The organism is Cyanobium sp. HWJ4-Hawea (assembly GCF_024345815.1).
Lineage (GTDB): Bacteria > Cyanobacteriota > Cyanobacteriia > PCC-6307 > Cyanobiaceae > Cyanobium_A.
The window spans coordinates 89,925-112,745 of record NZ_JAGQBV010000001.1 but is presented as its reverse complement, the minus strand read 5'-3'; the positions used below and the strand labels follow the sequence as shown (position 1 = coordinate 112,745).

General features: G+C 64.2%; 26 protein-coding genes, 1 tRNA gene, 1 other RNA gene and 2 pseudogenes. 11 read left to right on the top strand and 19 right to left on the bottom strand.

What is annotated here, in order from left to right; genetic code table 11:
* Together chlG and KBY58_RS00615 are read right to left on the bottom strand one after the other, a co-directional pair.
* Window positions 1-921, bottom strand: coding sequence for a chlorophyll synthase ChlG (chlG, locus tag KBY58_RS00620; RefSeq protein WP_409995694.1), 921 nt, complete (start codon window positions 919-921; stop codon window positions 1-3).
* A gap of 69 nt (window positions 922-990) precedes the next feature.
* Window positions 991-1,215 (bottom strand): DUF2862 domain-containing protein, encoded by a 225-nt coding sequence (locus KBY58_RS00615; RefSeq protein ID WP_254932835.1) that lies wholly within the window; start codon window positions 1,213-1,215, stop codon window positions 991-993.
* Window positions 1,216-1,258: 43 nt separating this feature from the next.
* On the opposite strand from KBY58_RS00615, the gene hisF reads away from it, so the two are divergent.
* The 6 genes from hisF (at window position 1,259) to KBY58_RS00585 (ending at window position 6,285) form a co-directional block, all read left to right on the top strand.
* Complete coding sequence (gene hisF, locus KBY58_RS00610) at window positions 1,259-2,095, top strand: imidazole glycerol phosphate synthase subunit HisF (RefSeq protein ID WP_255002250.1); 837 nt, start codon at window positions 1,259-1,261, stop codon at window positions 2,093-2,095.
* Window positions 2,092-2,451 (top strand): hypothetical protein, encoded by a 360-nt coding sequence (locus tag KBY58_RS00605; RefSeq protein ID WP_255002249.1) that lies wholly within the window; start codon window positions 2,092-2,094, stop codon window positions 2,449-2,451. Before hisF ends, KBY58_RS00605 begins: the two co-directional genes overlap by 4 nt.
* Window positions 2,438-3,145, top strand: a complete 708-nt coding sequence (gene ubiE / locus KBY58_RS00600) for a bifunctional demethylmenaquinone methyltransferase/2-methoxy-6-polyprenyl-1,4-benzoquinol methylase UbiE (RefSeq protein ID WP_255002247.1) — start codon at window positions 2,438-2,440, stop codon at window positions 3,143-3,145. The genes KBY58_RS00605 and ubiE overlap by 14 nt, the downstream gene beginning before the upstream one ends.
* An 88-nt stretch (window positions 3,146-3,233) precedes the next feature.
* Window positions 3,234-4,151, top strand: a complete 918-nt coding sequence (gene glyQ / locus KBY58_RS00595; protein WP_255002288.1) for a glycine--tRNA ligase subunit alpha — start codon at window positions 3,234-3,236, stop codon at window positions 4,149-4,151.
* A gap of 33 nt (window positions 4,152-4,184) precedes the next feature.
* Window positions 4,185-6,146 carry a ComEC/Rec2 family competence protein gene (locus KBY58_RS00590; RefSeq protein ID WP_255002245.1) on the top strand — a complete coding sequence of 654 codons (1,962 nt, stop codon included), beginning with the start codon at window positions 4,185-4,187 and terminating at the stop codon, window positions 6,144-6,146.
* Between the two features lie 54 nt (window positions 6,147-6,200).
* Window positions 6,201-6,285, top strand: a tRNA-Ser gene (locus KBY58_RS00585).
* Between the two features lie 22 nt (window positions 6,286-6,307).
* Here KBY58_RS00585 and KBY58_RS00580 read toward each other — a convergent pair.
* The 5 genes and pseudogenes from KBY58_RS00580 to KBY58_RS00560 form a co-directional block, all read right to left on the bottom strand.
* A pseudogene (locus tag KBY58_RS00580) lies at window positions 6,308-6,624 on the bottom strand (type II toxin-antitoxin system PemK/MazF family toxin).
* The gene (locus KBY58_RS00575; protein ID WP_255002243.1) at window positions 6,566-6,877 is read right to left on the bottom strand and encodes a CopG family ribbon-helix-helix protein; all 312 of its coding nucleotides are present in this window, start codon (window positions 6,875-6,877) and stop codon (window positions 6,566-6,568) included. Before KBY58_RS00575 ends, KBY58_RS00580 begins: the two are co-directional and overlap by 59 nt.
* 96 nt (window positions 6,878-6,973) lie before the next feature.
* Window positions 6,974-7,168, bottom strand: coding sequence for a hypothetical protein (locus KBY58_RS00570; protein WP_255002242.1), 195 nt, complete (start codon window positions 7,166-7,168; stop codon window positions 6,974-6,976).
* Window positions 7,169-7,493: 325 nt separating this feature from the next.
* Window positions 7,494-7,871, bottom strand: a complete 378-nt coding sequence (locus tag KBY58_RS00565; RefSeq protein ID WP_315858008.1) for a hypothetical protein — start codon at window positions 7,869-7,871, stop codon at window positions 7,494-7,496.
* A complete protein-coding gene (locus KBY58_RS00560; protein WP_254932843.1) occupies window positions 7,844-8,020 on the bottom strand; it encodes a hypothetical protein in 177 nt (58 codons plus the stop codon). The genes KBY58_RS00565 and KBY58_RS00560 overlap by 28 nt, the downstream gene beginning before the upstream one ends.
* A 39-nt stretch (window positions 8,021-8,059) precedes the next feature.
* On the opposite strand from KBY58_RS00560, the gene KBY58_RS00555 reads away from it, so the two are divergent.
* Entirely contained in the window at window positions 8,060-8,458 is a 399-nt protein-coding gene (locus KBY58_RS00555; protein WP_255002239.1) for a YciI family protein, read from the top strand.
* On the opposite strand, the gene KBY58_RS00550 is transcribed toward KBY58_RS00555, so the two are convergent.
* The 6 genes from KBY58_RS00550 to KBY58_RS00525 are packed head-to-tail and all read right to left on the bottom strand — an operon-like array spanning window position 8,424 to window position 13,247.
* Entirely contained in the window at window positions 8,424-8,666 is a 243-nt protein-coding gene (locus KBY58_RS00550; protein WP_255002238.1) for a hypothetical protein, read from the bottom strand. The genes KBY58_RS00555 and KBY58_RS00550 overlap by 35 nt on opposite strands.
* Before the next feature lie 49 nt (window positions 8,667-8,715).
* Window positions 8,716-9,690, bottom strand: a complete 975-nt coding sequence (gene cbiB, locus KBY58_RS00545; RefSeq protein ID WP_255002235.1) for an adenosylcobinamide-phosphate synthase CbiB — start codon at window positions 9,688-9,690, stop codon at window positions 8,716-8,718.
* A gap of 14 nt (window positions 9,691-9,704) precedes the next feature.
* Window positions 9,705-10,700, bottom strand: coding sequence for a ketol-acid reductoisomerase (gene ilvC / locus KBY58_RS00540; protein WP_255002234.1), 996 nt, complete (start codon window positions 10,698-10,700; stop codon window positions 9,705-9,707).
* Window positions 10,701-10,751: 51 nt separating this feature from the next.
* On the bottom strand, window positions 10,752-11,354 hold the full coding sequence (locus KBY58_RS00535; protein ID WP_254932848.1) for an ATP-dependent Clp protease proteolytic subunit: 603 nt from the start codon (window positions 11,352-11,354) through the stop codon (window positions 10,752-10,754).
* A gap of 35 nt (window positions 11,355-11,389) precedes the next feature.
* Complete coding sequence (locus KBY58_RS00530; RefSeq protein ID WP_254932849.1) at window positions 11,390-12,094, bottom strand: ATP-dependent Clp protease proteolytic subunit; 705 nt, start codon at window positions 12,092-12,094, stop codon at window positions 11,390-11,392.
* A gap of 31 nt (window positions 12,095-12,125) precedes the next feature.
* Window positions 12,126-13,247 carry a PIN/TRAM domain-containing protein gene (locus KBY58_RS00525; RefSeq protein ID WP_255002233.1) on the bottom strand — a complete coding sequence of 374 codons (1,122 nt, stop codon included), beginning with the start codon at window positions 13,245-13,247 and terminating at the stop codon, window positions 12,126-12,128.
* Window positions 13,248-13,344: 97 nt separating this feature from the next.
* Here KBY58_RS00525 and KBY58_RS00520 point away from each other — a divergent pair.
* Window positions 13,345-14,625 (top strand): annotated as a pseudogene (locus KBY58_RS00520) (coproporphyrinogen-III oxidase family protein); the annotation flags it as partial.
* On the opposite strand, the gene panB reads toward KBY58_RS00520, so the two are convergent.
* Complete coding sequence (panB, locus tag KBY58_RS00515; RefSeq protein ID WP_255002287.1) at window positions 14,525-15,346, bottom strand: 3-methyl-2-oxobutanoate hydroxymethyltransferase; 822 nt, start codon at window positions 15,344-15,346, stop codon at window positions 14,525-14,527. The pseudogene KBY58_RS00520 and the gene panB overlap by 101 nt on opposite strands.
* 46 nt (window positions 15,347-15,392) lie before the next feature.
* Here panB and ffs point away from each other — a divergent pair.
* An RNA gene (gene ffs / locus KBY58_RS00510) (signal recognition particle sRNA small type) lies at window positions 15,393-15,489 on the top strand.
* 21 nt (window positions 15,490-15,510) lie between these two features.
* Here ffs and ftsZ read toward each other — a convergent pair.
* The 5 genes from ftsZ to miaB all read right to left on the bottom strand — a co-directional run bounded on the left by ftsZ (window position 15,511) and on the right by miaB (window position 20,531).
* A complete protein-coding gene (gene ftsZ, locus KBY58_RS00505; RefSeq protein ID WP_254933953.1) occupies window positions 15,511-16,602 on the bottom strand; it encodes a cell division protein FtsZ in 1,092 nt (363 codons plus the stop codon).
* A 175-nt stretch (window positions 16,603-16,777) separates the two neighbouring features.
* Window positions 16,778-17,617, bottom strand: a complete 840-nt coding sequence (locus tag KBY58_RS00500; RefSeq protein WP_255002232.1) for a cell division protein FtsQ/DivIB — start codon at window positions 17,615-17,617, stop codon at window positions 16,778-16,780.
* A 10-nt stretch (window positions 17,618-17,627) separates the two neighbouring features.
* On the bottom strand, window positions 17,628-18,038 hold the full coding sequence (locus KBY58_RS00495; RefSeq protein WP_254932853.1) for a hypothetical protein: 411 nt from the start codon (window positions 18,036-18,038) through the stop codon (window positions 17,628-17,630).
* Complete coding sequence (locus tag KBY58_RS00490) at window positions 18,035-19,132, bottom strand: D-alanine--D-alanine ligase family protein (RefSeq protein ID WP_255002231.1); 1,098 nt, start codon at window positions 19,130-19,132, stop codon at window positions 18,035-18,037. Before KBY58_RS00490 ends, KBY58_RS00495 begins: the two co-directional genes overlap by 4 nt.
* Window positions 19,133-19,166: 34 nt before the next feature.
* A complete protein-coding gene (gene miaB, locus KBY58_RS00485; protein WP_255002230.1) occupies window positions 19,167-20,531 on the bottom strand; it encodes a tRNA (N6-isopentenyl adenosine(37)-C2)-methylthiotransferase MiaB in 1,365 nt (454 codons plus the stop codon).
* Window positions 20,532-20,590: 59 nt separating this feature from the next.
* On the opposite strand from miaB, the gene KBY58_RS00480 reads away from it, so the two are divergent.
* Window positions 20,591-21,691 (top strand): dipeptide epimerase, encoded by a 1,101-nt coding sequence (locus KBY58_RS00480; RefSeq protein ID WP_254932856.1) that lies wholly within the window; start codon window positions 20,591-20,593, stop codon window positions 21,689-21,691.
* Window positions 21,691-22,770, top strand: a complete 1,080-nt coding sequence (locus tag KBY58_RS00475; protein WP_255002229.1) for a DUF1611 domain-containing protein — start codon at window positions 21,691-21,693, stop codon at window positions 22,768-22,770. The genes KBY58_RS00480 and KBY58_RS00475 overlap by 1 nt, the downstream gene beginning before the upstream one ends.
* The last annotated feature ends 51 nt before the right edge of the window (window positions 22,771-22,821 follow it).

The following is a 22,821-nucleotide window of genomic DNA, read 5'->3' as shown; positions in this document are numbered from 1 at the left end:
TCAAGCCACCAGGGTGCTGTGCCCGATGGCCAAAGCGGTCACCAGCATCCCCAGCACCAGGAAGGGCTGGGCGCTGGCTTGATATTTCACGTCGAAGGCCACCGGATCCCGCAGCAGCCAGATGTCCTGGAAGGTGATTTGGGGAATGATCAGCAGCACCAGCAGCACGGCGGCAAAGTGCTGGCCGATCGCAATCAGTACGGCCACCATGGCCAGCTGAAACAGATCGATCATGCCGGCACTGATCCAGCTGGCGGTCTCGATGCCAAAGGCCACCGGCAGGGATTGCAGGCCCAGGGCCCGGTCGCCTTCCACGCTCTTGAAATCGTTGACCACGGCAATGCCTAGCCCGGCCAGGGAATAGGCCAGGGTCAGCAGGGCGGTGGTCCAGGTGAGCTGGCCAAATAGGGCCTGGCCGGCCCACCAGGGCAGGGCGATGTAACTGGCGCCCAGGGCGTAGTTGCCCAGCCAGCCGTTTTGCTTGAGCTTCAGGGGCGGCGCCGAATAGATGAAGCTGACAAACGAGCCCCCAAGGGCGAGCCAAAACAGCACCGGATTGCTGTGGCCGGCCCAGACATCCAAGCCAAAGGCCACTCCCAGGCCAGCCAGCAGCAGCACCCAGATCTGCAGCTTCACCTGCCAAAGCGGAATCGCCCCCGAGGGAATGGGGCGGTAGGGCTCGTTGATCGCGTCGATTTCGCGGTCGTAGTAGTCGTTGATGGTCTGGGTGTAGCCCGCCAGCAGGGGGCCACTCATCAGCATGCAGGCGATTGAGGCGCCCACTTCACTGGCAGTCCAGTGGAAGTTGCCGGATGCGGCAGCCCCACACAGCACGCCCCAGATCAGGGGGATCCAGGTGACCGGCTTCATCAGCTGGAGCCGAATCTTCCAGATATTGGTGGTGCCACTGGCACCCTTCATGCCCAGCAGTTGGCGGGCACCGCCGCCGCTCGATGCCTCAGGGTTGGGGCTGTTGGTCAATGTTGGGGCTCAGGCGAGGGCGATTTCGTCTTCGAAAAACCAAGCCTGCTGTCCGTTGGCCAGCATCACCACCACGCCGATGCCCTTGCCATCAACGGTGCGGAAGCCGGTCACGGTGCCGGAGGCATCGGCTTGGAGAGCTCCCACCATCTCGGTGGAAATGCGGTCCCGAACCCGGGTGATCCGCACCTTGGAGCCAATATTCACGGAGCCCGTGGTGGCAGCCTGGGACATGGCTGGCGCAACTGGAAAGTGGCGCAACACTAACAGTGAGCTCATGGTTGCCAAACGGATCATTCCCTGCCTCGACGTGGCCGATGGTCGGGTCGTGAAGGGAATCAATTTTGTGGGCCTGCGCGATGCGGGGGATCCGGTGGAGTTGGCTTGCCGCTACAGCGCTGCTGGGGCCGATGAGCTGGTGTTTTTGGACATTGCCGCCAGCCACCAGGGGCGCGCCACCTTGGTGGATTTGGTGCGTCGCACCGCTGAAGCGGTGACGATCCCCTTCACCGTGGGTGGGGGAATTAGCAGCGTGGAGGGCATCACGGAGCTGTTGCGGGCTGGGGCCGACAAGGTCAGCCTCAATTCCTCGGCCGTACGCGATCCCCAGCTGGTGCGCCAGGGGGCTGATCGCTTTGGTTGCCAGTGCATCGTGGTGGCGATTGATGCCCGCCGCCGGGATGGGGCAGAGCTGGGCGAGAGGGGGCCCGGCTGGGATGTGTTTGTCAAGGGTGGCCGTGAAAACACTGGCCTCGATGCCCTGGCCTGGGCCCGCCAGGTGGTGGCCCTGGGGGCCGGCGAGATCCTGCTGACATCGATGGATGGAGATGGCACCCAGGCGGGCTATGAACTGAATCTCACCAGGGCCGTTGCCCAGGCCGTTGAGGTGCCGGTGATTGCCTCCGGCGGGGCCGGCTGCATCGAACACATCGCCAGGGCCCTCGGTGCGGGCGATGGCGATGGCCAGGCCTCTGCGGCCCTGCTGGCTTCCTTGCTGCACGATGGTGTGCTCACGGTGGAGCAGATCAAGGCGGAGCTGCTGGAGCTCGGCCTCCCGATACGCCCAATGCCTATTCGCCCCCTATCGATTCGCCCCCCTCACGCTGGCTCGTGAACTTTGGTTACATTGGGGCCACGACTGGATTTTTAGAGATTTCCGCCCTTCCCCTGCCATCTATTGCCCTGTCGCCCGCCGTCCTGACCGGCTTGGGTTTGGCGATGGTGCTTGCCGTGGTGGCTTTGGTGGCCTGGGCGCTCCAGTTGATGCAGGCCGCCAATGATCGCAAGGAATTTTCCCTGATGCTGGCTGGCTGCATGGTCTGTTCTGCTGCCGTTGGCCTGGCCACCGTGATGGTGCTTACCCTGACCAGCCCAGATCGGCTGGAAGCCCGCGGCCTCCTGCCCGCCCCTGAGCAGGAGGCCGGTATCAGCCTCGACTCCATCGTTTTGCCCTGGGATGGGCAGTTTTAGGCCTGGTGATCCGGCGGCGGTCGAGCAGCTGTTTGATCAGATTGCCCCCCGCTACGACCAACTCAACGACCTTTTAAGCCTGGGACTGCACCGGCTATGGAAACGGCAGGCGGTGGCCTGGCTCCAGCCAAGGCCCGGTCAAAGGCTGCTCGATCTTTGTTGCGGCACCGGCGATCTGGCCTTGGTGTTGGCGGCCAAATTGCGGCCAGGGGGATCTGTGTTGGGCCTGGATGCGGCCGCGGCGCCCTTGCAGGTGGCAGCCCAGCGCGCGGCGGCCCAACCCTGGCTTGACCTGGGCTGGCTCCAGGGGGATGCCCTGGCCACGGGCCTGGCCGATGCCAGTTTTGATGGGGCGGTGATGGCCTACGGCCTGCGCAACCTGGCGGATCCGGCGGCGGGCCTGCAGGAGTTGCGCCGGTTGCTGCGGCCCGGGGCCAGGGCCGCCGTACTGGACTTCAACCGGGCGGAACAGACCTGGCCAGCGGCATTTCAGCGCTTGTACCTGCGCCGCCTGGTGGTGCCGGCGGCAGAGCGCTTTGGCATTGGCGAGCACTACGCCTACCTGGAGGCCAGCATTGCCCGCTTCCCTACGGCCACCGGCCAGGAAGCCTTGGCCCGGGCTGCCGGTTTCCGTTTCGCCAAGCACCGGCCCCTGGCGGCCGGACAGATGGGCCTGCTGCAACTGGTGGCTTGAGCTTTGCTCTGCGCAGGATGGGTTTTGCGCCTAGGGCTTTCCCCGGCCAGCCCTCACAATGGCTGGCATAGAAGGCCAGCATCGCGCCGTGCATTTCCAGGACATCATCCAGACCCTCAACCGCTTTTGGGCTGACCAGGGCTGTTTGATCCTGCAGCCCTATGACACCGAAAAGGGGGCGGGCACGATGAGCCCCCATACGGTGCTGCGGGCGATTGGCCCGGAGCCCTGGGCGGTGGCCTACCCAGAGCCCTGCCGCCGGCCCACCGATGGCCGCTATGGCGATAACCCCAACCGGGCCCAGCACTACTTCCAGTACCAGGTGTTGATTAAACCTTCGCCCAACGGCATCCAGGAGACCTACCTGGCTTCGCTTGAGGCCCTGGGGATCCAGGCCAAGGACCACGACATTCGCTTCGTGGAGGACAACTGGGAATCGCCGACCCTGGGTGCCTGGGGTGTGGGCTGGGAGGTTTGGCTCGATGGCATGGAGGTGACCCAGTTCACCTATTTCCAGCAATGCGGTGGGATCGATTGCCGGCCGGTGTCGATTGAGATCACCTACGGCCTTGAGCGCTTGGCCATGTATCTCCAGGATGTGGAGAGCATTTGGGACCTCAGTTGGGATGGCAATCGCACCTACGGCGACATCTGGCTGCCGTTTGAAAAGGGCCATTGCACCTACAACTTCGAAGCCTCTAACCCCGAGCGGCTGACCCAGCTGTTTGGCATCTATGAGGCTGAGGCCGCCGACCTGGTGGAACGGCGCCTGCCGGCCCCTGCCCTGGATTACGTGCTCAAGTGCAGCCACACCTTCAACCTGCTGGAGGCCCGCGGCGTTATTTCCGTTACGGAGCGCACGGCCACGATTGGCCGGATTCGCCACCTGGCCCGTCAGGTGGCGGAAGCCTGGTTGGCGGAGCGCCAAGCCCTTGGCTTCCCCTTGCTCAGCGAAGCAAAGCGCCAGGCCTGGTTTGCCGAACACGCTCCAGATCCCACCAACTAGTGGGAAACCTGCCCCCAGTATTTGGGGGCAGACATGGCTCGAGGCGGGCGGCGCCATTGGCTCTGGCTGGCCCTGGTGGCCCTGCTTCTTCTGCGCATTGGCCTGATTGCCTTTACGCCAGCCCGGCCTGGGCCTGGAGATCCGGCCCATGGGGCCAATCCAGCACTGGAACTGACCCTGGAGGGTCGCCTGCTGGCCGATCCCAGTGCGATCGGTGATGGTCAGGCCTGCCGCGCCCTGTTGCAGTTGCCGGCGGGGCGCACGGAACTGCGGATGGAGCCCTGCCCGCAGCTCCAGGAGGGCTGGCGGCTGCGGGTCCATGGCCTGCTGAGGCGACCGATGGCTTCACCCCATCCCCTGCTGGCTGCTCCGGCGGAGCGGCTGGCCCGTCAGCAGACCTTCAGCCAAATGAAGGTGCAAAACCTGGAGGTGCTTCACAAACCAGCCACACCGGTCGCCGATTTGCGACGCCGGATGGCCCAGGCCCTTTTGGAGCGGGCGGGTGCGGCCAATGGTGGGGTGCTGGCGGCCCTGGTGTTGGGCAGTGCGGTGGTGCCCTTGCCTGGGGAGGTGCGCGACGCCTTTCGCGCTGCTGGCCTTTCCCATGCGCTTGCGGCTAGCGGTTTTCACCTGAGTGTGTTGCTGGGGGCGGTGATGCCCCTGGGCCGCAGGTTGGCAAGGCCCCTGCGGCTTGGTTTGGCCCTTGGCGCCATGGCGCTTTTTGTGTTGCTGGCGGGCCCCCAGCCCTCGGTGTTGCGGGCGGTGTTGATGGGCGCCATCGCCCTGGTGGTGCTGGAGTGCGGTTGGCGGGCCAGGCCCCTGGGGATCCTGTTTGCCAGTTTGTTGGCCCTGCTGGTGGTTTTCCCCCAGTGGTTGCTGGATGTGGGCTTCCAACTGAGTGCCGTCGCCACCGCAGCTTTGATGGTGTCGGCCCGACCAATGGAGGAGGGCCTAAAGCGCTGGTTGCCCCCGGTGGCTGCCGCCGCCCTGGCGGTGCCCCTGGCGGCATCTTTTTGGACCCTGCCGCTGCAGCTACTCCATTTCGGTGTGGTGCCGATCTATGCGGTGCCGGCCAATGTGGTGGTGGCCCCTTTGCTTACGCCGCTCACGCTGGGGGCGATGGCCCTCGCCCTGGTGGCGATTTTGCTGCCGCCCCTATTGCCGTTGCTGCTAATTCCGGTGGCCTGGCTGTGCGGGCTGCTGTTGGTGGTGGTGCGTTGGTTTGCAGGGTTGCCGATGGCCCAATGGCAACTCGGTAGGCCGACCCATCTGCTGGTGCTGTTGTTGGTTTTGGCGGTGATGGCCGTGGCCATACCCGGTTTGGCGAAGCGTTGGCGCTGGCTTGGAGCGGCCTTGATCAGTGGCGTGATGGTGGTGCAGTTGGGTTGGCTGGCATCTGACCAGTTGCTCTTGGTGCACCAGGGCCGATTGGATTTGTTGGTGGCTCGCCACCAGGGCCGGGCTGCCCTGGTGAGCCTGCAGGGCGATGGCTTCAGTTGCCTGCAGGCCCAGGCCCTAGCCAAGGGCTTGGGGGTTCAGCGCTGGGATTGGTCCCTACTGCTGGATCCATTGCCCGCAGAAAATTCAAGCTGTTGGCGGCAGGAATCCAACTTGGTGGTTGCTTCTGGAGAGGGCAGCCCACCGTTGTTGCCGGGGGAGCAGTTGCGGAGCCCTGGTTTGGTGGCAGAGCCGCTGGCCAGTTTCAGCCGGGCGGTGCGACTCAAGGTGGGCGGTAGCCAGTGGTTGTTGCTGCCGGATCGTCAGGCCCTGTGGAGTTGGCGCGACCAGGTCGGGATTACTGGCCTGCCCGTCACTTCTGCTTCGCCCGCAATTGATGGGGTCTGGCTGGGATTTAGGCCGCAGCTGAAGGAGCAGCGCTGGCTTGACCAGCGGGGGGTGAAGCGGGTGTGGCTAAGCGGCCGGCCGCCCCTGCAACCAAAGCGGAGATGGGCTGCCACTGGCGCCAGTGGATCCCTGCAGGCGGCCCTGGCCTAGTGGGTCTTTAAGCTTGCAAAAGCCCAAGGGCCGTCCGCGTGCTGCGCAGGACTTGGAGAGGTGGCTGAGTGGTCGAAAGCGAACGACTCGAAATCGTTTGAAGTGAAAGCTTCCGTGGGTTCGAATCCCACCCTCTCCGTTTTTGATTACTTAAGGCTGATTCACATAGCTGCTTCCAGCCCCAGATAAAGGCAGAGGCCGTTGTCGATTGCTTCAAGCTCTACTGCGGATACCTGGCCGTAACGGCAGCGGATTCGCTGCTTTTCAATCGAGCGCACCTGATCCACCAGCGCTGTAGACGCTTTGGTGAGCCCGCTGGCACCACAGCAATCAGGGGGAAACGCTGATTGCTGTTCACACCCTGATCGCTCACCACAACACAGGGCCTGGTGCCCTGTTGTTCATGACCCTGGCCAGACTCATCGGCCCGGCTCCTGCCAGCCCTTCCCACTCTCCCAGTGGAGCGACACGCCGTCATTGGGGTCGAGAAGGTTTTGATCACCCTCCGGTAACTCCTGGCTCCAGCTCTCCAGACCCAGTTCGGAAGTGGGGAGGCTGTCTGGATGGGGCTCCTCCAGTGAGCGCAGCAACTCCTGCTGTTGCCTGCGCTTGAGCTCATGGCGCACCGCTTCTGCGATGAAGCGACTTCTGTTGCGCTTGATCCGATCAATCCCTGCCACCAGCTCCGCCGGCATGGTCACGGTTACGCGTTCAGAGAGGGCTTGGGCCATCGGGCGGTATGGGTATTTGTATGAGCAAACTTTGGGTGTGGCTCAGGTGGGCATAGGGCAGCTTCTCCAGGGAAGCCCCGGCGCAAGCACCCTCAATTACTTGTCGCTTATTTGCCCCTCGTCCACCAGCTGGTCGTAGTAGGCAGCAATGGCGTCTTCGACGATGGCAGCAATGGTGGTGGCTTGGCTTGATTGCTTGCGGTGCTCCTGAATGGCCGAGATCAGTTCCATCGTTTCCCCAGGCAGGCGTAAGCCGAGCTGCTTTGGGGCGTCAGGATGCTCAGAGGCCATGCCGATTGGGTGAGTTGGTCGAGTGTGGCAGGCCGTTCTCGCCAGCGACTTGGCAATGAATCGTGGGATACATCGGGCCCGTATTTGCCTCGGCTGGAGGCCGGCAATCATTGAGGAATGTGCCGTTTTCTTCTGCTGTATGTATCGCTACAGCATTTTCTTCTGATTTTCTTTAGAAATGGTCAGTCTCTGGAGTAGGCGAATGGGTGTTTCTGGCCTTCCTTCCCTTCTGGCAATAGCAGGACTGGCGGGGTTCCTGGTGGTTGAAGTGGTCTTGGTGGTTTTCTAGCTACCTAAGGCCGGCGGCCCCGGAATTGAATATTGATTAATAGTTATCGCCGTATTTGATATCGGTGGTTGCATTCATCAGCTCAACTGTTGTTGCGTATCCCTGGGCCACGGTTACTTCGTGCTGGACTGCAATATCTTTGAGGGCTTCGAAATCAAATTTAGGCGCGGTAATCCAGCTAAACCCTTTGCCAAAGGTGTTGTCTGGGTTGACCACATACCAATGGCAGGCCGTATCGGGAACTGACACCGAGCATTTGGTCCAGTCGTTGTCCCATTGGGGGACTTGAACAAAAGAAATGGCAGCAAATAGGAAGCCGAAAAAGCTTAAAAACATGCGCCTGTATGAAATCTTCATAAATCTAGCATGTTGCTGGGGGTTACGTTTTATGCGGTTTTTTGGCCCCTTGCCCATGCCATCTCCAGGTTCTGCCTGAACTTTTCAACGTCTATCGCCGTGGCACTGGGCCTGCTGCGCAGGGCCCAGTAGATACGCCATACCTTTAAGGCGATGCCAACGGCAAAGACGGCCCAGGGCACAAGAATCCAAAATGGGTGATCCATGGATGTGCCCTGCTAGGCCTGCTGCTGTGGACCAAGGCTATGGCCTACGGCTGGGCTCCGGTCGTTTTCCCGTTTGTCTTTCCCTTTTTTGACCCCCTTTTTTTGACCATGGCCTGGTTTGTGAAGCTTGAGGAGGGCATCGTTGCCAAGGATCAATTCGATGCGGTGATCCCAGCCCACCTGCGCTGGCTTGCGGAGCTCGAGGCCACGGGGCACAGCCCCAGCAGTGGCTACTGGGCTGAGCGCAAGGGTCTCAACGGTGATGGGGCCGGAGGCATGCTGCTCTTTTCGGCCCAGGATTGGGCCCAGGCCGATGCCCTGGTGCGCACTGATCCGTTAATTGAGCAAGGCTGTGTGCGCTGGAGCCTGCACCAGTGGAACTTGGTCTTCGCCAGTCAGCTTTTCAGGAGTGAAACAGGATCACCAGGCCCGCGTTGAGCTGGTGAAACTCCCGTTCCTCACGGCTGAGATCCAGGCCCACCTGCAGTCCCTCCTTGAGGGCATCTTCGAAGGGCGGCGCGAGTGGTGGCTTACCCCCATGCCACACAGCAGCAATGCCGACCGGTGTGGCATGCCAGCGGAAGCAGGAGGTGGTGCCGATGTCTGGCTCCAGCAGGGCTTCTTCGAGGAGTTCGCGGAGGGGCATGGGCTGCTGTTCTTGAGCGCAGCATCGTGAGGCGCGCAACGGCTGGCAGTTATCTGAGAATTTTTGTCATGAAGGCCCCTAACCCCGCCAGGGCCAGCCAAATCAGCTGCAGGCGGCCATTTATTCGCAGTATTTTCGCGATCGTTGCTCTGTTTGCTGGGGCATTGGCTGGCGCCAGCAGCGGTTTGAGCACGGTGGCGCCTCGATAGCTGTTGACTCCCCCGAGTTGGACCCCCAGGCCATGGGCATAGGCCGCCTGGGAGACGCCCGCATTGGGCGAGGGGTCGCTGGCGCCGTCTGCGAGGGCCAAATTCAGTGATGCGAAGCAGTTGCCAAAACCCCTGCCCAGGGCAAGGGGCAGGCTGAAGGCCACCAACCTGCAGGGCAGCCACACCATTAGGTCGTCCAGGCGGGCTCCCGCTGTGCCGAGCCAGCGCAAGGTGCCGTGGCGGTAGCCCAGCATCGAATCGAGGGTGCTCGCCGCCTTGAAGCCCCAGGCCAGGGCCAGGGGGCCGGGCCAGGAGGGGTTGAGGCTCCACAACCCAGCCCCCAGCAGCATCCAGAACAGGGGCGAAAACAGCCCATCTACTGCGTTTTCGCTGGCGGTTTCGGCCAGGGCCCGCAGAATCTCTGCCTCACCTAGATCGGCGGTATCGCGGCCCACGATTCCGGCCAGCCGCTCCCGGGCCAATCCCAGATTTGGCAGGGCATTTAAAACCCCATGGACCGCCTGATCAAGGCTGCGGCCAGCCAGGGCGCTGGCCAGGCCCACCAAAAGCACAGGCCCCCCCAGGGCTGGTTGCCCAAGGGCGAATCGCTCGATCCAGAGGCCGGCCAGGCCAGCCGTTGCAACCAGCAGGGCGGTGATTAAACAGCCACCAAGCCGCAGCGCCCAGGGCCTAGAGCCTGCAATCGCCTCCACCAGGCCCCTAAGTGTGCCTATCCACCAACCCATCACCACCACGGGGTGGAGGCACCAGCGGGGGTCGCCCACCAGTCGGTCGAGGCCGCAGGCCCCCACCACCAGTAGCCAGGGGATCAGGCTGTCTTCAGCCAGCTGAACATGGAGCGCAGACCCGTGCCCACCTGTTCGATCGGATGGGCTGCATCGCGCTCGCGGATCTTCTTCATCTCAGGCTTGCCGGCGTCACATTCGGCCACGAAGTTGCGGGCGAAGGTGCCGTCCTGGATGTCTGCCAGGATCCGCTTCATCTCCGCCTTGGTGTCGGCGGTGATCAGGCGCGGGCCGCTCACGTAATCGCCGTATTCGGCGGTGTTTGAAATGGAGTCGCGCATGGCGGTAAGGCCGCCCTTCACCATCAAATCCACGATCAGCTTCACCTCGTGCAGGCACTCGAAGTAGGCCAGCTCGGGCTGATAGCCAGCCTCCACCAGGGTTTCGAAGCCAGCCTTGACCAATTCGCTGAGGCCACCGCAGAGCACGGCCTGCTCCCCGAAGAGGTCGGTTTCGGTCTCTTCCTTGAAGTTGGTTTCGAGGATGCCGGCACGGGTGCCGCCAATGCCCTTCGCATAGGCCATGGCCAGCTCGCGGGCCTGGCCGCTGGCGTCCTGGTGGATGGCAAACAGGGCGGGCACACCCATGCCGTTCTGGTACTCCCAGCGCACGGTGTGGCCAGGGCCCTTCGGGGCGATCATCACCACATCCACGTCGGCGGGCGGCTTGATCAGCTCGAAGCGGATGTTGAAGCCGTGGGCAAAACTGAGCACCTTGCCGGCGCTTAGGTGTGGTGCGATCTCGGCGTCGTAGACGGCCTTCTGGAATTCATCGGGCAGCAACACCATGATCCACTCGGCCTTGGCGCAGGCATCGGCCACGCTCAGCACCTCAAGACCATCGGCCTTGGCCTTTTCGGCGGAGCGGCTGCCCTCGTAGAGGCCCACCAGCACATTCACGCCGCTGTCCTTGAGGTTCAGGGCGTGGGCGTGGCCCTGGGAGCCGTAGCCAATGATGGCCACCGTTTTTCCGGCCAGCAGGCTGAGGTCGGCGTCGGTGTCGTAAAAGAGCTGGGCCATCAGGGCGAAGTTTCTGGTCTGGTCAGGGATCGAGCTTACGCAAGGGCCCGATCAGGCTTCGTTGGGATGGGAGATGACCCGGTCAATTAGGCCGTAATCCTTTGCCTCAGCAGCGCTGAGGAAGTAATCGCGGTCAGTGTCCTTCTCGATTTTTGCGAAGGGCTGGCCGGTCATGTCGGCCATGCTGTGGTTGAGCATGTCCTTCATTCGCAAGATTTCCCTGGCCTCGATCTCGATGTCGCTGGCCTGGCGCTGGGCTGTGCCCCCCAGGGGCTGGTGAATCATGATGCGGCTATGGGGCAGGGCCAGCCGTTTGCCCTTGGTGCCAGCACCCAGCAGGAAGGCCCCCATCGAGGCGGCCAGGCCCACGCAGATGGTTACTACGTCGGATTTGACGTATTGGATCGTGTCGTAAATCGCCAGCCCCGCCGTCACCGATCCCCCCGGTGAGTTGATATAGAGGTAAATGGGCTTGGAGTTGTCATCCGAATCCAGATACAACATCTGGGCCACCAGGGCATTGGCCACGGCATCGGTCACTTCGGAACCCATGAACAGGATCCGCTCCACCCCAAGACGGGTGTAGATATCGACCCAGCGCTCGTACTGGCTGCCGGGAAGGCGGTAGGGAACACTGGGGGTGCCGATGGGCATGGCTTGGTTGCGTTGGGTTAAAGGAGGGGGGCGGCTTAGCTGATGCCTGGATTGCCAGGGCTGGTGGATGCACCGACCGGCAAATTGGTGGGCAGGTCCTTTTGGCTGGAGAGCACCCGGTCGATCAGGCCGTATTCCTTGGCCTCCTCAGCGGTGAGGTAGGTCATCCGGTCGGAATCCTTGGAGAGCTGCTCCACCGACCTGCCGGTGTTGCTCGACAACATCTCAAGCATGGTGCGCTTGTTGTGCAGCACCTCCTGGGCCCGGATCTGGATGTCGGTGGCCTGGCCGCGGGCACCGCTTCTGGGCTGGTGCAGCACGATCGAGGCGTGGGGCAGGGAGGCCCTTTGGCCCTTGGTGCCGGCCGAAAGGATCATCGCCGCCGTGCCCATGGCCTGGCCAATGCAAATCGTGTGCACCGGCGGCTTCACATAACGGATCGTGTCGCAGATGGCAAAGGCTTCGGTTTCAAAACCGATCGCATCGCCCGAGTACCAGCTGGTGCCGGTGGAATTGATGTAGAAGAAAATCGGCTTTTCCGGGTTGTCGAATTCCAGATAAAGCAGCTGGGCAATGATCAGCTCGGTCACGTCAATGCCCATTTGACGCTTGGCGTCGTCGTCGCTGAACAGGGGCAAGCCCAGGTAGACGATCCGCTCCTTGAGCAAAAGGCTCGGCAGATCAGGTGGCGGGGTGCGCATCACGGCCGAATCGCCGTAATAGGGAGCTGACGCCGTCATCCGGGCAACACTGCTGATCTGTGCGCGGAGCCTAGCTGGGGTCGATGGCCTGTGGCTTGCGTGAAGTTCCCTTTGGCTTGCCACTGCCGTTGGCATGGGTGCGGGCAAAGACAATGCGGCCGGTGGGGTTTTGCATGGCACCGGTGACCACCACCGGCAACCTTTCGCCAATGCGGCCCTTGGCCCCCTCCACTACCACCATCGTGCCGTCGTCGAGGTAGCCCACGCCCTGTTCGGCCTCCTTGCCGTCGCGGGCGATCTTCAGCTGGAGCTCATCTCCCGGCTGGACCTCGGGTCGCAGGGCAATTACCAGCTCACTGAGGTTGAGCACCTTCAGTTCCTTGACCTCGGCCACCTTGGCCAGGTTGTAGTCAGCCGTCAGCAGGGTGCCGCCGGTATCTGCCGTGAGCTCAAGCAGTTTGTCGTCCACCCCCTGGCCGCCGTAGCGGGTGCTGTTCACCACCAGGCGGCGGCCGTACTGGCCGCGCATCTCGCTGAGCAATTTCAGACCCCGCCGGCCCCGGCCCCGCTTTTCGGCATTGGCCGAGTCGGCCAGGGCCTGGAGCTCGTCGATGACGCTCTGGGCCACGATCACCTGGCCCTCCAGTAGACCCGTTTTGAGCAGGGCGCGGATGCGTCCATCAATGATCACGCTGGTGTCGAGGATCTTGGCGCTGGCCGGCTGGAGCACCCCATCGGCCACCAGTAGGGCTTCGCTGTTGGTGGGGTTAAACAGGCGCAGCAGGGTGCGGCCGTGGACCTCGGCGAGGTTGTAGCCCGAAACGCCAAAGAACACATTGCTCACCACGGCGGCGAGCGGTTTGACGAACTCCACCTCCCAGGGCAGGGGCACCAGCAGGATTGGGGCGAGCAGCAGGTTGGCCACCAGCAGGCCCAGGATCAGGCCCACCGCCCGGCTGATCAACAGCTCGGTGGGCATGGTCCGCACCTGTTGCATCAGGCTCTGGCGCAGTTTGCGAAACACCAGGCCGGCCACCAGGCCCACCGCCGAGCCCACGCCCCCGAGCACCCAGGTCAGCTGCTCGAGGTTGGGGATGCGGATCAACTGCTGCTCGGGCAGTAGGTCCACCCCCAGCCAGCCCGCGGCGGCCCCGGAGATGACAAACAGGACCAGGATGAGGGAGTCCAGCATTCCTGTTGTGGTCGTGCCCCCAGGGTTCAATCTGGAAGCATGCCTGATTCCGGACCATTTAGCCCGTAGGGCTCACTGCCCTTGATGTGTTGAGCCCGTGTTTCCGCCCCGCAGCGCCTACCTCCATCTGCCCTTTTGCCAGCGGCGTTGCTTCTACTGCGATTTCCCCGTGGTGCCCCTGGGGGAGCGGGCCAGTGGGGAGCCGGGGGCTCCGGGGGCTAATTCGATTGCGGCCTATCTCGAGCTGCTGACAAGGGAAATTGGCCTTAGCCCGGGGGGACCACCCCTTTCCACCGTCTATTTCGGCGGTGGCACCCCTTCCCTGCTCACACCCGATCAAATCGGTGCCCTAATTGGGGCCCTGCGCCGGCGCTTTGGCCTGGCGCCAGCTGCGGAAATCAGCCTGGAATTGGACCCGGCCAGTTTTGATCAACACCGGCTGGCGGGTTATTTGGCGGTTGGGGTAAATCGGGTCAGCCTGGGCGGCCAGAGTTTTGATGATGGGGTGCTGGCGGGCCTGGGCCGCCGCCACCGGGGCCTGGATTTGGAGTTGGCGGCTGGCTGGTTGGCGGATGCCCAGGCCCGGGGCCGCTTGCTCAGCTGGAGCCTGGATTTGATCCAGGGTTTACCCCTGCAGAAGGGCTTACCCCCATTAGAGAAAACGGCCCTCGACCATTGGCGGGGCCAGCTGGAGCAGGCCCTTGCCCTCAAGCCACCCCATCTTTCCGTCTACGACCTCAGCATCGAGCCCGGCACGGTGTTTGAGCGGCGCCAGAGCAGGGGGGAGCTGGATTTACCCGATGCCGACCTGGGCGCCGACCTAATGGAGCTCACCGGCCAGCTGCTGGCCAGGGCCGGCTACGGCCACTACGAGATTTCCAATTACGCCCTACCCGGCCATGCGGCCCGCCACAACCGGGTCTATTGGAGTGGGGCCGGTTGGTGGGGCTTTGGCATGGGAGCCACGGGCGCCCCCTGGGGCGAGCGCCTGGCCAGGCCCCGCACCCGCCAGGCCTATGCCGCCTGGCTGGATCAACCAGGGTTTCCGGCCGGGCCTGCAAATGGGGGGATGCCGCTGGATGAACGGCTGATGGTCGGCTTGCGCCGCCGCGAAGGGGTCGCCATGGCCGCCCTGTTGGCCCAACAGGGCTGGCGGGGGGCCGCCCTGGAGCGGCAGCTAGGGGCCCTGCAAAGCCGCCTGGCCGGGCCGATTGCTGCCGGGCTACTGCTGCTGGAGGGCCAGCGCTGGCGGCTGCGGGATCCGGAGGGGCTGGCCCTCAGCAATGGGGTGTTGGTGGAGCTGCTGGAATGGTGGGAGGAGCTTCAGGCTGCGGGAGGCCCGCAATCCAGCGGCGCAGGGCTTCCACGCCCAGGGCCCGGCATTCCACCAAAGGAGGGCTGAAGGGGGGCTGGCGGGCGGTCAGGCCCAGCAGATCGGCGCTGACCCGCACCTGGCCATCGCAGTTTTCGCCGGCGCCAATGCCAATTACGGGGATGGCCAGCAGGCTGCGCATTTCGCCGGCCAGGCTGGCGGGGATGTGCTCCAGCACCAGGGAAAAGCAGCCCGCCGCCTCCAGGGCCAGGGCTTGCCTTTTAAGGGCTTCCTGGCCGGCCGGAGTTGTGGCCTGGCGGCCGTAGCCCAGTTTGTGCACCGATTGGGGCGTCAGGCCCAGGTGGCCCATCACCGGAATGCCGCTGCGCACCAGGCGATCGATGATCACCAGGGTTTCGGGTTCGGCGCCCTCCAACTTGACCGCTGCGGCAGGGGTTTCCTTCAGGACCCGCCCGGCGGCGGCCACGGCCTCATCGGCACTGCACTGATAGCTGAGGAAGGGCAAATCGCAAATCAAAAGCGGCAGTTGGCCCTGGGTTACGGCCGCCATACCCCGGCCCGCTGCCCGGCAGTGGTGGAGCATTTCATTGAGGGTTACGGGCAAGGTGGTGCTATGGCCCAGGGCCACCATCGCCAGGGAATCTCCCACCAGCACCGCATCTGCCCCGGCCTCGGTCACTAGGGCGGCGGAGAGGGCATCCCAGGCCGTGAGCACGCTGATCTGCAACCCCGCCTGTTTGCGGCGCGCTAAATCAGCGGGGCGCAGGGGCACGGTTTGCAGGGGCGGGGGATGCCATTGCTAGCATCTACTTGACTCGGACCCATGCGGCCCTGACGCCTAAATCTGGTCAGGACCGGAAGGTAGCAGCCACACGGGATGCTCAAGGCAGGCGTGGACTCCGGGTCACCCCATTGGCTAGGCCCGAATAGTCAGGATTCGGGCCTGGTTTGGCGGCTGAGCAGGAAGGGGGGGATTTTGGCTCCCCGTTCCTCGCTGACCTGCCTGAAATTGTTGGCAAAGCTGCTGGAGCTGCGCTCGGTCCGGTAGGGAGTGCCGCTTTCGAAACCCGTGGCAATCACGGTGACGTGGATCTCCCCTTCCAGTTTTTCGTCGACTACGGCGCCGACAATGATGTTTGCGTCGGGGTCGACCACCTCGTAGATCACCTCAGAGGCGGTGGTCATGTCCTCCAGGGTCATGTCCTTGCCGCCGCTGATGTTGATCACACAGCCCTTGGCCCCATCAATGCGGGCGGATTCGAGCAGGGGGCTACTCATGGCGGCCTGGGCGGCCTCGCTGGCCCTGGAGCGCCCGGATCCCACCCCAATTCCCAGCAGGGCGGTGCCGGCGTCGGCCATCACCGAGCGCACGTCTGCAAAGTCGACGTTCACCAGGCCGGGTTTGGTGATGATGTCGCTAATGCCCTTCACGCCCATCCGCAGCACGTCGTCGGCGGCGCGGAAGGCCTCATTTAGCGGCGCCCCAGCAATGGCATCCCGCAGCCGATCGTTGGGAATCACGATCAGGGTGTCGACATGTTCAGCCAGGCGGGCAATGCCCTCCTCGGCCTGCCGCAGGCGCTTGCGGCCCTCGAAGCCAAAGGGTTTGGTAACGATGCCCACGGTGAGGGCACCCACCTCCTTGGCCACCTCCGCCAGGATCGGGGCAGCTCCGGTGCCGGTGCCGCCGCCCATGCCGGCGGCGATGAACACCAGGTCGGCGCCCTGCAGGGATTCGATCAGTTCGGCGCGGGATTCCTCGGCTGCCTTTTGGCCAATTACGGGGTTACCCCCGGCCCCCAGGCCCCGGGTCAATTTTTGGCCCAGTTGGATCCGCTTTTGCGCCGCCGACTGGATTAGGGCCTGGGCATCGGTGTTCAGCACTCGATAACCGACCCCCTGCAGGTCGGAGGCAATCATCCGGTTAACAGCATTGCTGCCGCCACCCCCAACGCCGATCACCTCAATGCGGGCGCTTTGGCTTGGGGTGATGCCGATGTTGGCGGGCGTGCTTAGGACCATGTCTGCGGGAATGCCGGCGCTCTGCGGCTGGTCTGGATCAAGCTGCATTATGTCGGTGGTTGGTGGGCTTTTAGCCGACGCGATGCCATACCTTTGCGTGTTTGCCGGCGGGGCGCAACATTCTGATGGGAAAACAGACCATTTCTGCCTACCCCCTTGCCCTTAATGGCGCTTGCTAATCCCGGCTAGCCACCGGTTTGTTTGGCCCGCTGGCAGTGCCAGTGCCAGCGGCTGCGGGTAGGCCCAGTTCTGGCTGTTCTGGATCGCTCAGGTCGATGGAGATCACCTTGCGGCCCTTCACCTTGGCGGGTAGTTGCTGGCCCAGCTGCTGCAGCACTTCAAGCCGCCTATTCAGCTGATCATCAATCGGGCCCAGGCGCACCTGGCCGAGGCTGGCACTTTTTAACCAAAGGCTCCCGCCGGGTTCAAAGCGGATCTCCTGGAGATCGGCCCCCAGGGACTGGCGTCGCTCCAACATCATCGCCAGGGCAGGCCGCAGCCTGGCCTGCCAGCCCCGCACCTGGAGCTGCTCGGGGGAAGGGCCCTTGCTGCCTTGGCCCTGGCGGGTGCTCATCCAATTGCCAAGCCGATCCACATAACCCTGCTCAAGCCCCCTGGCGCTTTGGCGCTCGGCCCGGGCCACGGCCTCCCGATCGACCACCGTCACCCTCAACCTTGGTGGAGCCATCAGGCGGGTTACCTGCACCTGCTCCACCGGCAGGGCCGCGGCGATGGCAGAGGCGATCTGTTTGGGTTGTAAGCCCAACAGGGGCTGGGGGAAATGCAGATCTGCGGCCCGAATTACCTGGGCGGCATCCACCTGCTGGCTGCCCACCACCTCAACTTGGGCCGGGCCATTGAGGATCCAGCCTTGCCGCAGCAGCCCATAGGTCAGGCCGCCAGCAATGCTGGTGAACACCAGCAGGCGCCAGAGGTTGCGCAGCCGCTCGCTGCGCCTTTGCATCCGCATTTGTTTGCGGCGCTCGGCTTCCGGTCTGAGGGGGGTCTGACTCACCGGGCGGATTTCAGAGCTCGCAGCGGGAGCGGGCCATTAGTTCGTCGATCCAGCGGCGGGCCCGATCGGCATCGGAGAAGGGCAGATCCTTGTGCAAGCCATTGCCCATCAGCCGCAGCCGGCAGGATCCCTGGCTTTCTTCGGTGAGGGGCGCTTCGCCGGAATGCAAGGAGAGCAACTCCACCATTTCCAGGTTTTTGATCACAAAAGAGTCGTCGTCGTGAAGCTTGCCAGCCTCAAAACGGGCCCAACTCAGCACCCCATCCAGCAGCCGGGCTGCGCCGCAGCTGTCGAGCTTGGCCAATTCCGAACCCTCAGCCCAATCACGAAATAGCTGCTGACGTCTGCGCTCAAGCCAACCCAGGGCCGTGAGCAGTACGAAAACCAGCAGCAGTGGTAGCCACAGCAGTCCATGGATCATTGCTCCACCCCCCCTTGGACCGCACTTTGGTGCCATTCTCGGGCCCCTTCTAGCAATTCGTGCACCAGGTTTTCGAGGGGGATGCCGCTGGCTGCCCAAAGCATGGGGTACATGCTCTGGCTGGTGAAGCCCGGCAGGGTGTTGATCTCATTGAGCCAGAGCTCACCGGTGGCTTCGCTGTAAAAGAAATCCACCCGGGATAGGCCCATCGCTCCGACTGCTTCACAGGCTTGGATAGCCATGCTGCGGGCCCTTTCGGCGATGGCAGCCGGCACCTGGGCCGGAATCACGGTGTGGCTTTTGCCTTCGCTGTATTTGGTCTCGTAGTCGTACCAGTCGGCGTCAAAACAGATCTCCCCCAACACGGAGGCCTCCAGGGGTTGGAGGCCGCCACCGCGCACCCCACATTCCAGTTCCCTTGCCACCACCCCTTTTTCGATCACGAGGCGGGGATCAAGGCGAGCCGCCGCCGCCAGACCAGCCCGCAGAGTTTCAGGGTTGGTGGCCTTGCTGATCCCCACCGATGAACCCAGGTTGGCCGGTTTTACAAAGCAGGGGTAGCCCAGCTGGCTTTCCAATTTTTCGACCAGTTGGTTGGGGTTGGCGGCCAGCTCCCGGCTGCTGGCGCAGGCATAGGGCACCTGGGGTAGGCCGGCCGCAGCGAAGGCCGCCTTCATCGCCTGTTTATCCATGCCCACCGCCGAACCCAACACCCCCGAGCCCACGAAGGGCACCTGCATCAGGCTGAAGAGTCCCTGGATGGTGCCGTCTTCGCCATTGGGGCCATGCAAAACCGGAAACCAAATCTCAATTTCCTGGGCACCGGGCGGAAATCCTGAGAACCCTGGTTTTTGGGGTTCCGGGGGCAGGCTTTCAGGCGTTGCAGGGGAAGCTGCGGCTAAGACCGCATCGGCCTGCTGGGGCCCCCACCAGCGACCCTGCTGGTCGATATAGAAGCAATGCAAGCTGTAGCGGTTGGCATTGGAGCCGCTGCGCAGGGCCCCTGCCACCGTGGCGGCGGAGCGAATCGAAACGGCGTGTTCACCGGAGGCCCCCCCAAAGATCAGGCCAACGCGGGTGGGGGTGCTGCTCATCTGCTTGTTGCTGCTGGCCCAAGGCCCTACACACTTACCCCAGTTTGCCGCTGAGGGAGAAGGGGCGCACCTGATCGATGGTGACAGTCACGAGATCTCCCGCCTTGTGCGAGCTGCCATCGGCCTTGGCGATCGGGAAAAAGGTGAGCCGGTTGGTGCGGGTGCGGCCCATCAGTTGGCTGGAATCCTTCGGGTTGACCCCTTCCGCCAGCACCTCCACGCTGCGCCCCGCATAGCGGGCACTGCGGGCCTTGGCCGTTTGCTCCACCAGGGCGTTGATCTCCTGGAGGCGCTCCACCTTGACGGCCTCAGTGAGTTGGTTGGGCCAGGTGGCGGCGGGGGTGTTGGGCCGTGGTGAATAGGCGGCGGTGTTGACCAGGTCGAAGCCGATTTCCTCGATCAAGGCCAGGGTGCGGCGGTATTGGGCATCACTCTCGCCAGGGAAGGCGACGATCGCATCGGCACTGATCGAGGCCTCGGGCATGCGGCTGCGGATGCGCTCGATGATCCGTCGGTAACGATCCACCGTGTAGCCGCGGGCCATCGCCCTGAGCAGCTCGTCGTCGCCACTTTGGAAGGGGATGTGGAAGTGCTCGCACACCTTGGGCAGGTCGGCGCAGGCGTCGATCAACCGATCGGTGAAGTAACGGGGGTGGCTGGTGGCAAAGCGGATCCGCTCGATGCCCTCCACGTCGTGCACCTGGTGCAGCAGGTCGGTGAGGGTGTGGCTGCGGCGGCCTTCGGGGGTGATGCCGGGCAGATCGCGCCCATAGGCATCGATGTTTTGGCCCAGCAGGGTGATCTCCTTAAAACCCTGGGCAGCGAGGCCCTCCATTTCGAGCTTGATTGCCTCGGGCAGGCGGGATTGCTCCTGGCCCCGCACCGAGGGCACCACGCAGTAGGTGCAGCGCTCGTTGCAGCCATAGATCACATTCACCCAGCCGCAGACGCTGCTATCGCGCCGGGCCGTGGTGATGTCTTCGAGAATGTGGTGCTCTTCGGTTGCCACCACCTGCTGGCCCGCTTCCACCTGGGCCAGCAGCACGTCGAGGCGGTTGGCGTGTTGGGGCCCCATCACCAAATCCAGCTCCGGCACCCGCCGCAGCAGGGATTCCCCCTCCTGCTGGGCCACGCAACCGGCCACCACCAGGGTGAGATGGGGGTTTTCCCGTTTGCGCTGGGCCTGGCGACCCAGGTAGCTGTAGACCTTTTGTTCTGCGTTGTCGCGGATTGTGCAGGTGTTGTAAAGCACCAGGTCGGCGCTGTGCTCGCCGTGGCCCTGGCTGTAGCCCATCGACTCCAGGATCCCGGCCATGCGCTCGGAATCGGCCTTATTCATCTGACAGCCAAAGGTGGTAATCCAATAGCTGCCGCGGGGGCTGTTCGTGGAGACCGTCATTTGATCAGTTTCGGCCATCGGCTTCCGTTGTGCCAGCTTGAGCAGAGCGTCCCAGCCCCATGCACCTGAGCCTGCGCCGCTTCCAACTCACCAAGGCCGTGCCCCTGGCGATTAGCCGCGGCAGCACAGCGGCGGTGGAGCACCTGCTGGTAAGCATTGGGCACGGGGGAATCACGGGCCTGGGCGAAACCGGCGGCTTCGACACCGGCCACCGCCATTACGAAACCGCGGCGATTGCCGCCGAACTCGAGGCCCTGGCGCCCCATTTGCAGGCCCTGGCGCCCGAGCCCCTGCAGGCGCTTGAGCCGCTGCTGGCAGCCCTTAGCCCGCCGGCCCGCTGCGGCCTGGATTTGGCCCTGCACGACTGGTGGGGGCAGCGCCTGGGACAACCGCTGTGGCGGCTCTGGGGGCTGGATCCAGGTGCCTGTGTCGCCACCAGCGTGACCCTCGGCTTAGGCCAGTCCGCGGCTGTGTTGGCGCGGCTCGAGCGCTGGTGGCAGCAGCTGCCCGCCACCCGAATCAAGCTCAAGCTCGGCAGCCCGGATGGGGTTGAACACGATCGCGCCCTGGTGCTAGTGGTGCGCCAGGCCCTGGAGCAACGGCAGCAAAGCACTGGTCGGGCCCATGAATTGCAGGTGGATGCAAACGGCGGCTGGGATCTGGCCACGGCCCAGCAGCTGCTGCCCTGGCTGGCCCAGCAGGGCGTGGTGCTGGTGGAGCAGCCCCTGGCTCCCCTCAATGACCCCGCCGCCGATACGGCTGGCTTCGCTGCCCTGGCGGGCGTCGCCCCGATTCCTGTGGTGGCCGATGAGAGCTGCTGGGACCTGGCCGATCTGCTGCGGCTGGCCCCCCACGTGGATGGCGTCAACATCAAGCTAGTGAAGAGCGGTGGCCTCAGCGAGGCCCTGGTGATGGCCCGCACCGCCCGGCGCCTGGGCCTGGGGGTGATGCTGGGCTGCTATTCCGACAGCACTCTTTTAAATAGCGCCGCCGCCCAGCTATTGCCCCTGGTGCGCTGGCCCGATCTAGACAGCCATCTCAACCTGCTGGACGATCCGTTCAGCGGCGCCGAGCTGGTGGGCGACCTATGGCGGCCCAGCGATCGCCCTGGCCTGGGGGTGCTGGCCCTTCCCCCGATGCCCCTTCCTGATCCCTGCTGATGCTCACTGCCGACGCCCCACTGGTGCTGCTGTTGCACGGCGGCCTCGACAACCTCTCCGGCAAGACCGGCCTGGCGATGCTGCGCTACCGCCACGGGCCGATCGTGGCGGTGATTGATCCGGTCCACGCTGGCCGCTCCCTGGGGGAAATCACCGGCATTGCCAGGGCGGTGCCGGTGGTGGCCTCGATGGCGGAAGCCCTGGCCTTTGGCCCCGAGGTGGCGGTGGTAGGCCTGGCTCCTTCGGGCGGGCTTTTGCCGCCGGAGATGCGTCCTGATCTGCTGGCTGGCCTGGAGGCGGGATTACACCTGGCTAGCGGCCTGCATAGCCGCCTGGGGGATGACCTAGAGCTGGCTGCCGCCTGCAGCCGAGCCGGCCAGTGGATCTGGGATCTGCGCCGGGAGCCCGACGGCCTCGAGGTGGCCGCGGCCCGTTGTGCGGCGTTGCCCTGCCGGCGGCTGCTGGCGGTGGGTACGGACATGGCCGTGGGCAAGATGAGCGCCTGCTTGGAGTTGCAGGCTGAGGCCAAGCGCCGCGGCCTTGACGCTCGCTTTGTGGGCACAGGTCAGGCGGGAATCTTGATCAGCGGCCAGGGTGTGGCCCTCGATGCGGTGCGAGTCGACTACGCCTCCGGTGCGGTGGAGCAGGCGGTGCTCCAGGCCGCGGCCGGTGCTGGGCCAGAGGCGCTGGTGCTGGTGGAGGGCCAGGGGTCCCTCTGCCATCCGGGCTCCACCGCCACCCTGCCCTTGATCCGTGGCAGCCAGCCCACGGATCTGCTGTTGGTGCATCGGGCTGGCCAGAGCCATGTGCGCAGCCGCCCCGGCGCGGCGGCGGTGGCGATTCCCCCGCTGCTGGAGGTGATAGCTGCCTATGAAGCCCTGGCTGCCCTGGGCCGGCCCGATGGCCTGCGGCCGCGGGTGCGGGCGATTGCGGTGAATACGGCGACCCTGGAGCCGGAGGCTGCTGCTGCGGCCCTGGCCCAGATCCGTGCCATCACCTCCCTGGTGTGTGCGGATCCCGTGCGGGAGGGGGCCGATCGGCTGCTGGAGGCCCTGCTGGATGACGGGCTGGAGCCCTAAAAGAACCAAACCCCCGGCAGCTGTTACAGCTGCCGGGGGTCCAGGAAAAAG

Bases quoted from the DNA above. Each gene is read 5' to 3' on its own strand.
- KBY58_RS00590 (WP_255002245.1), top strand. From the start codon at position 4,185: ATGGCTCGAGGCGGGCGGCGCCATTGGCTCTGGCTGGCCCTGGTGGCC.
- ilvC (WP_255002234.1), bottom strand. From the start codon at position 10,700: ATGGCCCAGCTCTTTTACGACACCGACGCCGACCTCAGCCTGCTGGCC.
- KBY58_RS00530 (WP_254932849.1), bottom strand. From the start codon at position 12,094: ATGACGGCGTCAGCTCCCTATTACGGCGATTCGGCCGTGATGCGCACC.
- ftsZ (WP_254933953.1), bottom strand. From the start codon at position 16,602: ATGGTCCTAAGCACGCCCGCCAACATCGGCATCACCCCAAGCCAAAGC.
- KBY58_RS00525 (WP_255002233.1), bottom strand. From the start codon at position 13,247: ATGCTGGACTCCCTCATCCTGGTCCTGTTTGTCATCTCCGGGGCCGCC.
- ubiE (WP_255002247.1), top strand. From the start codon at position 2,438: ATGGGCAGTTTTAGGCCTGGTGATCCGGCGGCGGTCGAGCAGCTGTTT.
- KBY58_RS00565 (WP_315858008.1), bottom strand. From the start codon at position 7,871: ATGGGCAAGGGGCCAAAAAACCGCATAAAACGTAACCCCCAGCAACAT.
- chlG (WP_409995694.1), bottom strand. From the start codon at position 921: ATGAAGGGTGCCAGTGGCACCACCAATATCTGGAAGATTCGGCTCCAG.
- KBY58_RS00575 (WP_255002243.1), bottom strand. From the start codon at position 6,877: ATGGCCCAAGCCCTCTCTGAACGCGTAACCGTGACCATGCCGGCGGAG.
- KBY58_RS00615 (WP_254932835.1), bottom strand. From the start codon at position 1,215: ATGTCCCAGGCTGCCACCACGGGCTCCGTGAATATTGGCTCCAAGGTG.
- hisF (WP_255002250.1), top strand. From the start codon at position 1,259: ATGGTTGCCAAACGGATCATTCCCTGCCTCGACGTGGCCGATGGTCGG.
- miaB (WP_255002230.1), bottom strand. From the start codon at position 20,531: ATGACGGTCTCCACGAACAGCCCCCGCGGCAGCTATTGGATTACCACC.
- KBY58_RS00535 (WP_254932848.1), bottom strand. From the start codon at position 11,354: ATGCCCATCGGCACCCCCAGTGTTCCCTACCGCCTTCCCGGCAGCCAG.
- KBY58_RS00490 (WP_255002231.1), bottom strand. From the start codon at position 19,132: ATGAGCAGCACCCCCACCCGCGTTGGCCTGATCTTTGGGGGGGCCTCC.
- KBY58_RS00475 (WP_255002229.1), top strand. From the start codon at position 21,691: ATGCTCACTGCCGACGCCCCACTGGTGCTGCTGTTGCACGGCGGCCTC.
- KBY58_RS00570 (WP_255002242.1), bottom strand. From the start codon at position 7,168: ATGGCCTCTGAGCATCCTGACGCCCCAAAGCAGCTCGGCTTACGCCTG.
- KBY58_RS00480 (WP_254932856.1), top strand. From the start codon at position 20,591: ATGCACCTGAGCCTGCGCCGCTTCCAACTCACCAAGGCCGTGCCCCTG.
- KBY58_RS00550 (WP_255002238.1), bottom strand. From the start codon at position 8,666: ATGCCCCTCCGCGAACTCCTCGAAGAAGCCCTGCTGGAGCCAGACATC.
- KBY58_RS00560 (WP_254932843.1), bottom strand. From the start codon at position 8,020: ATGGATCACCCATTTTGGATTCTTGTGCCCTGGGCCGTCTTTGCCGTT.
- KBY58_RS00555 (WP_255002239.1), top strand. From the start codon at position 8,060: ATGGCCTACGGCTGGGCTCCGGTCGTTTTCCCGTTTGTCTTTCCCTTT.
- KBY58_RS00495 (WP_254932853.1), bottom strand. From the start codon at position 18,038: ATGATCCATGGACTGCTGTGGCTACCACTGCTGCTGGTTTTCGTACTG.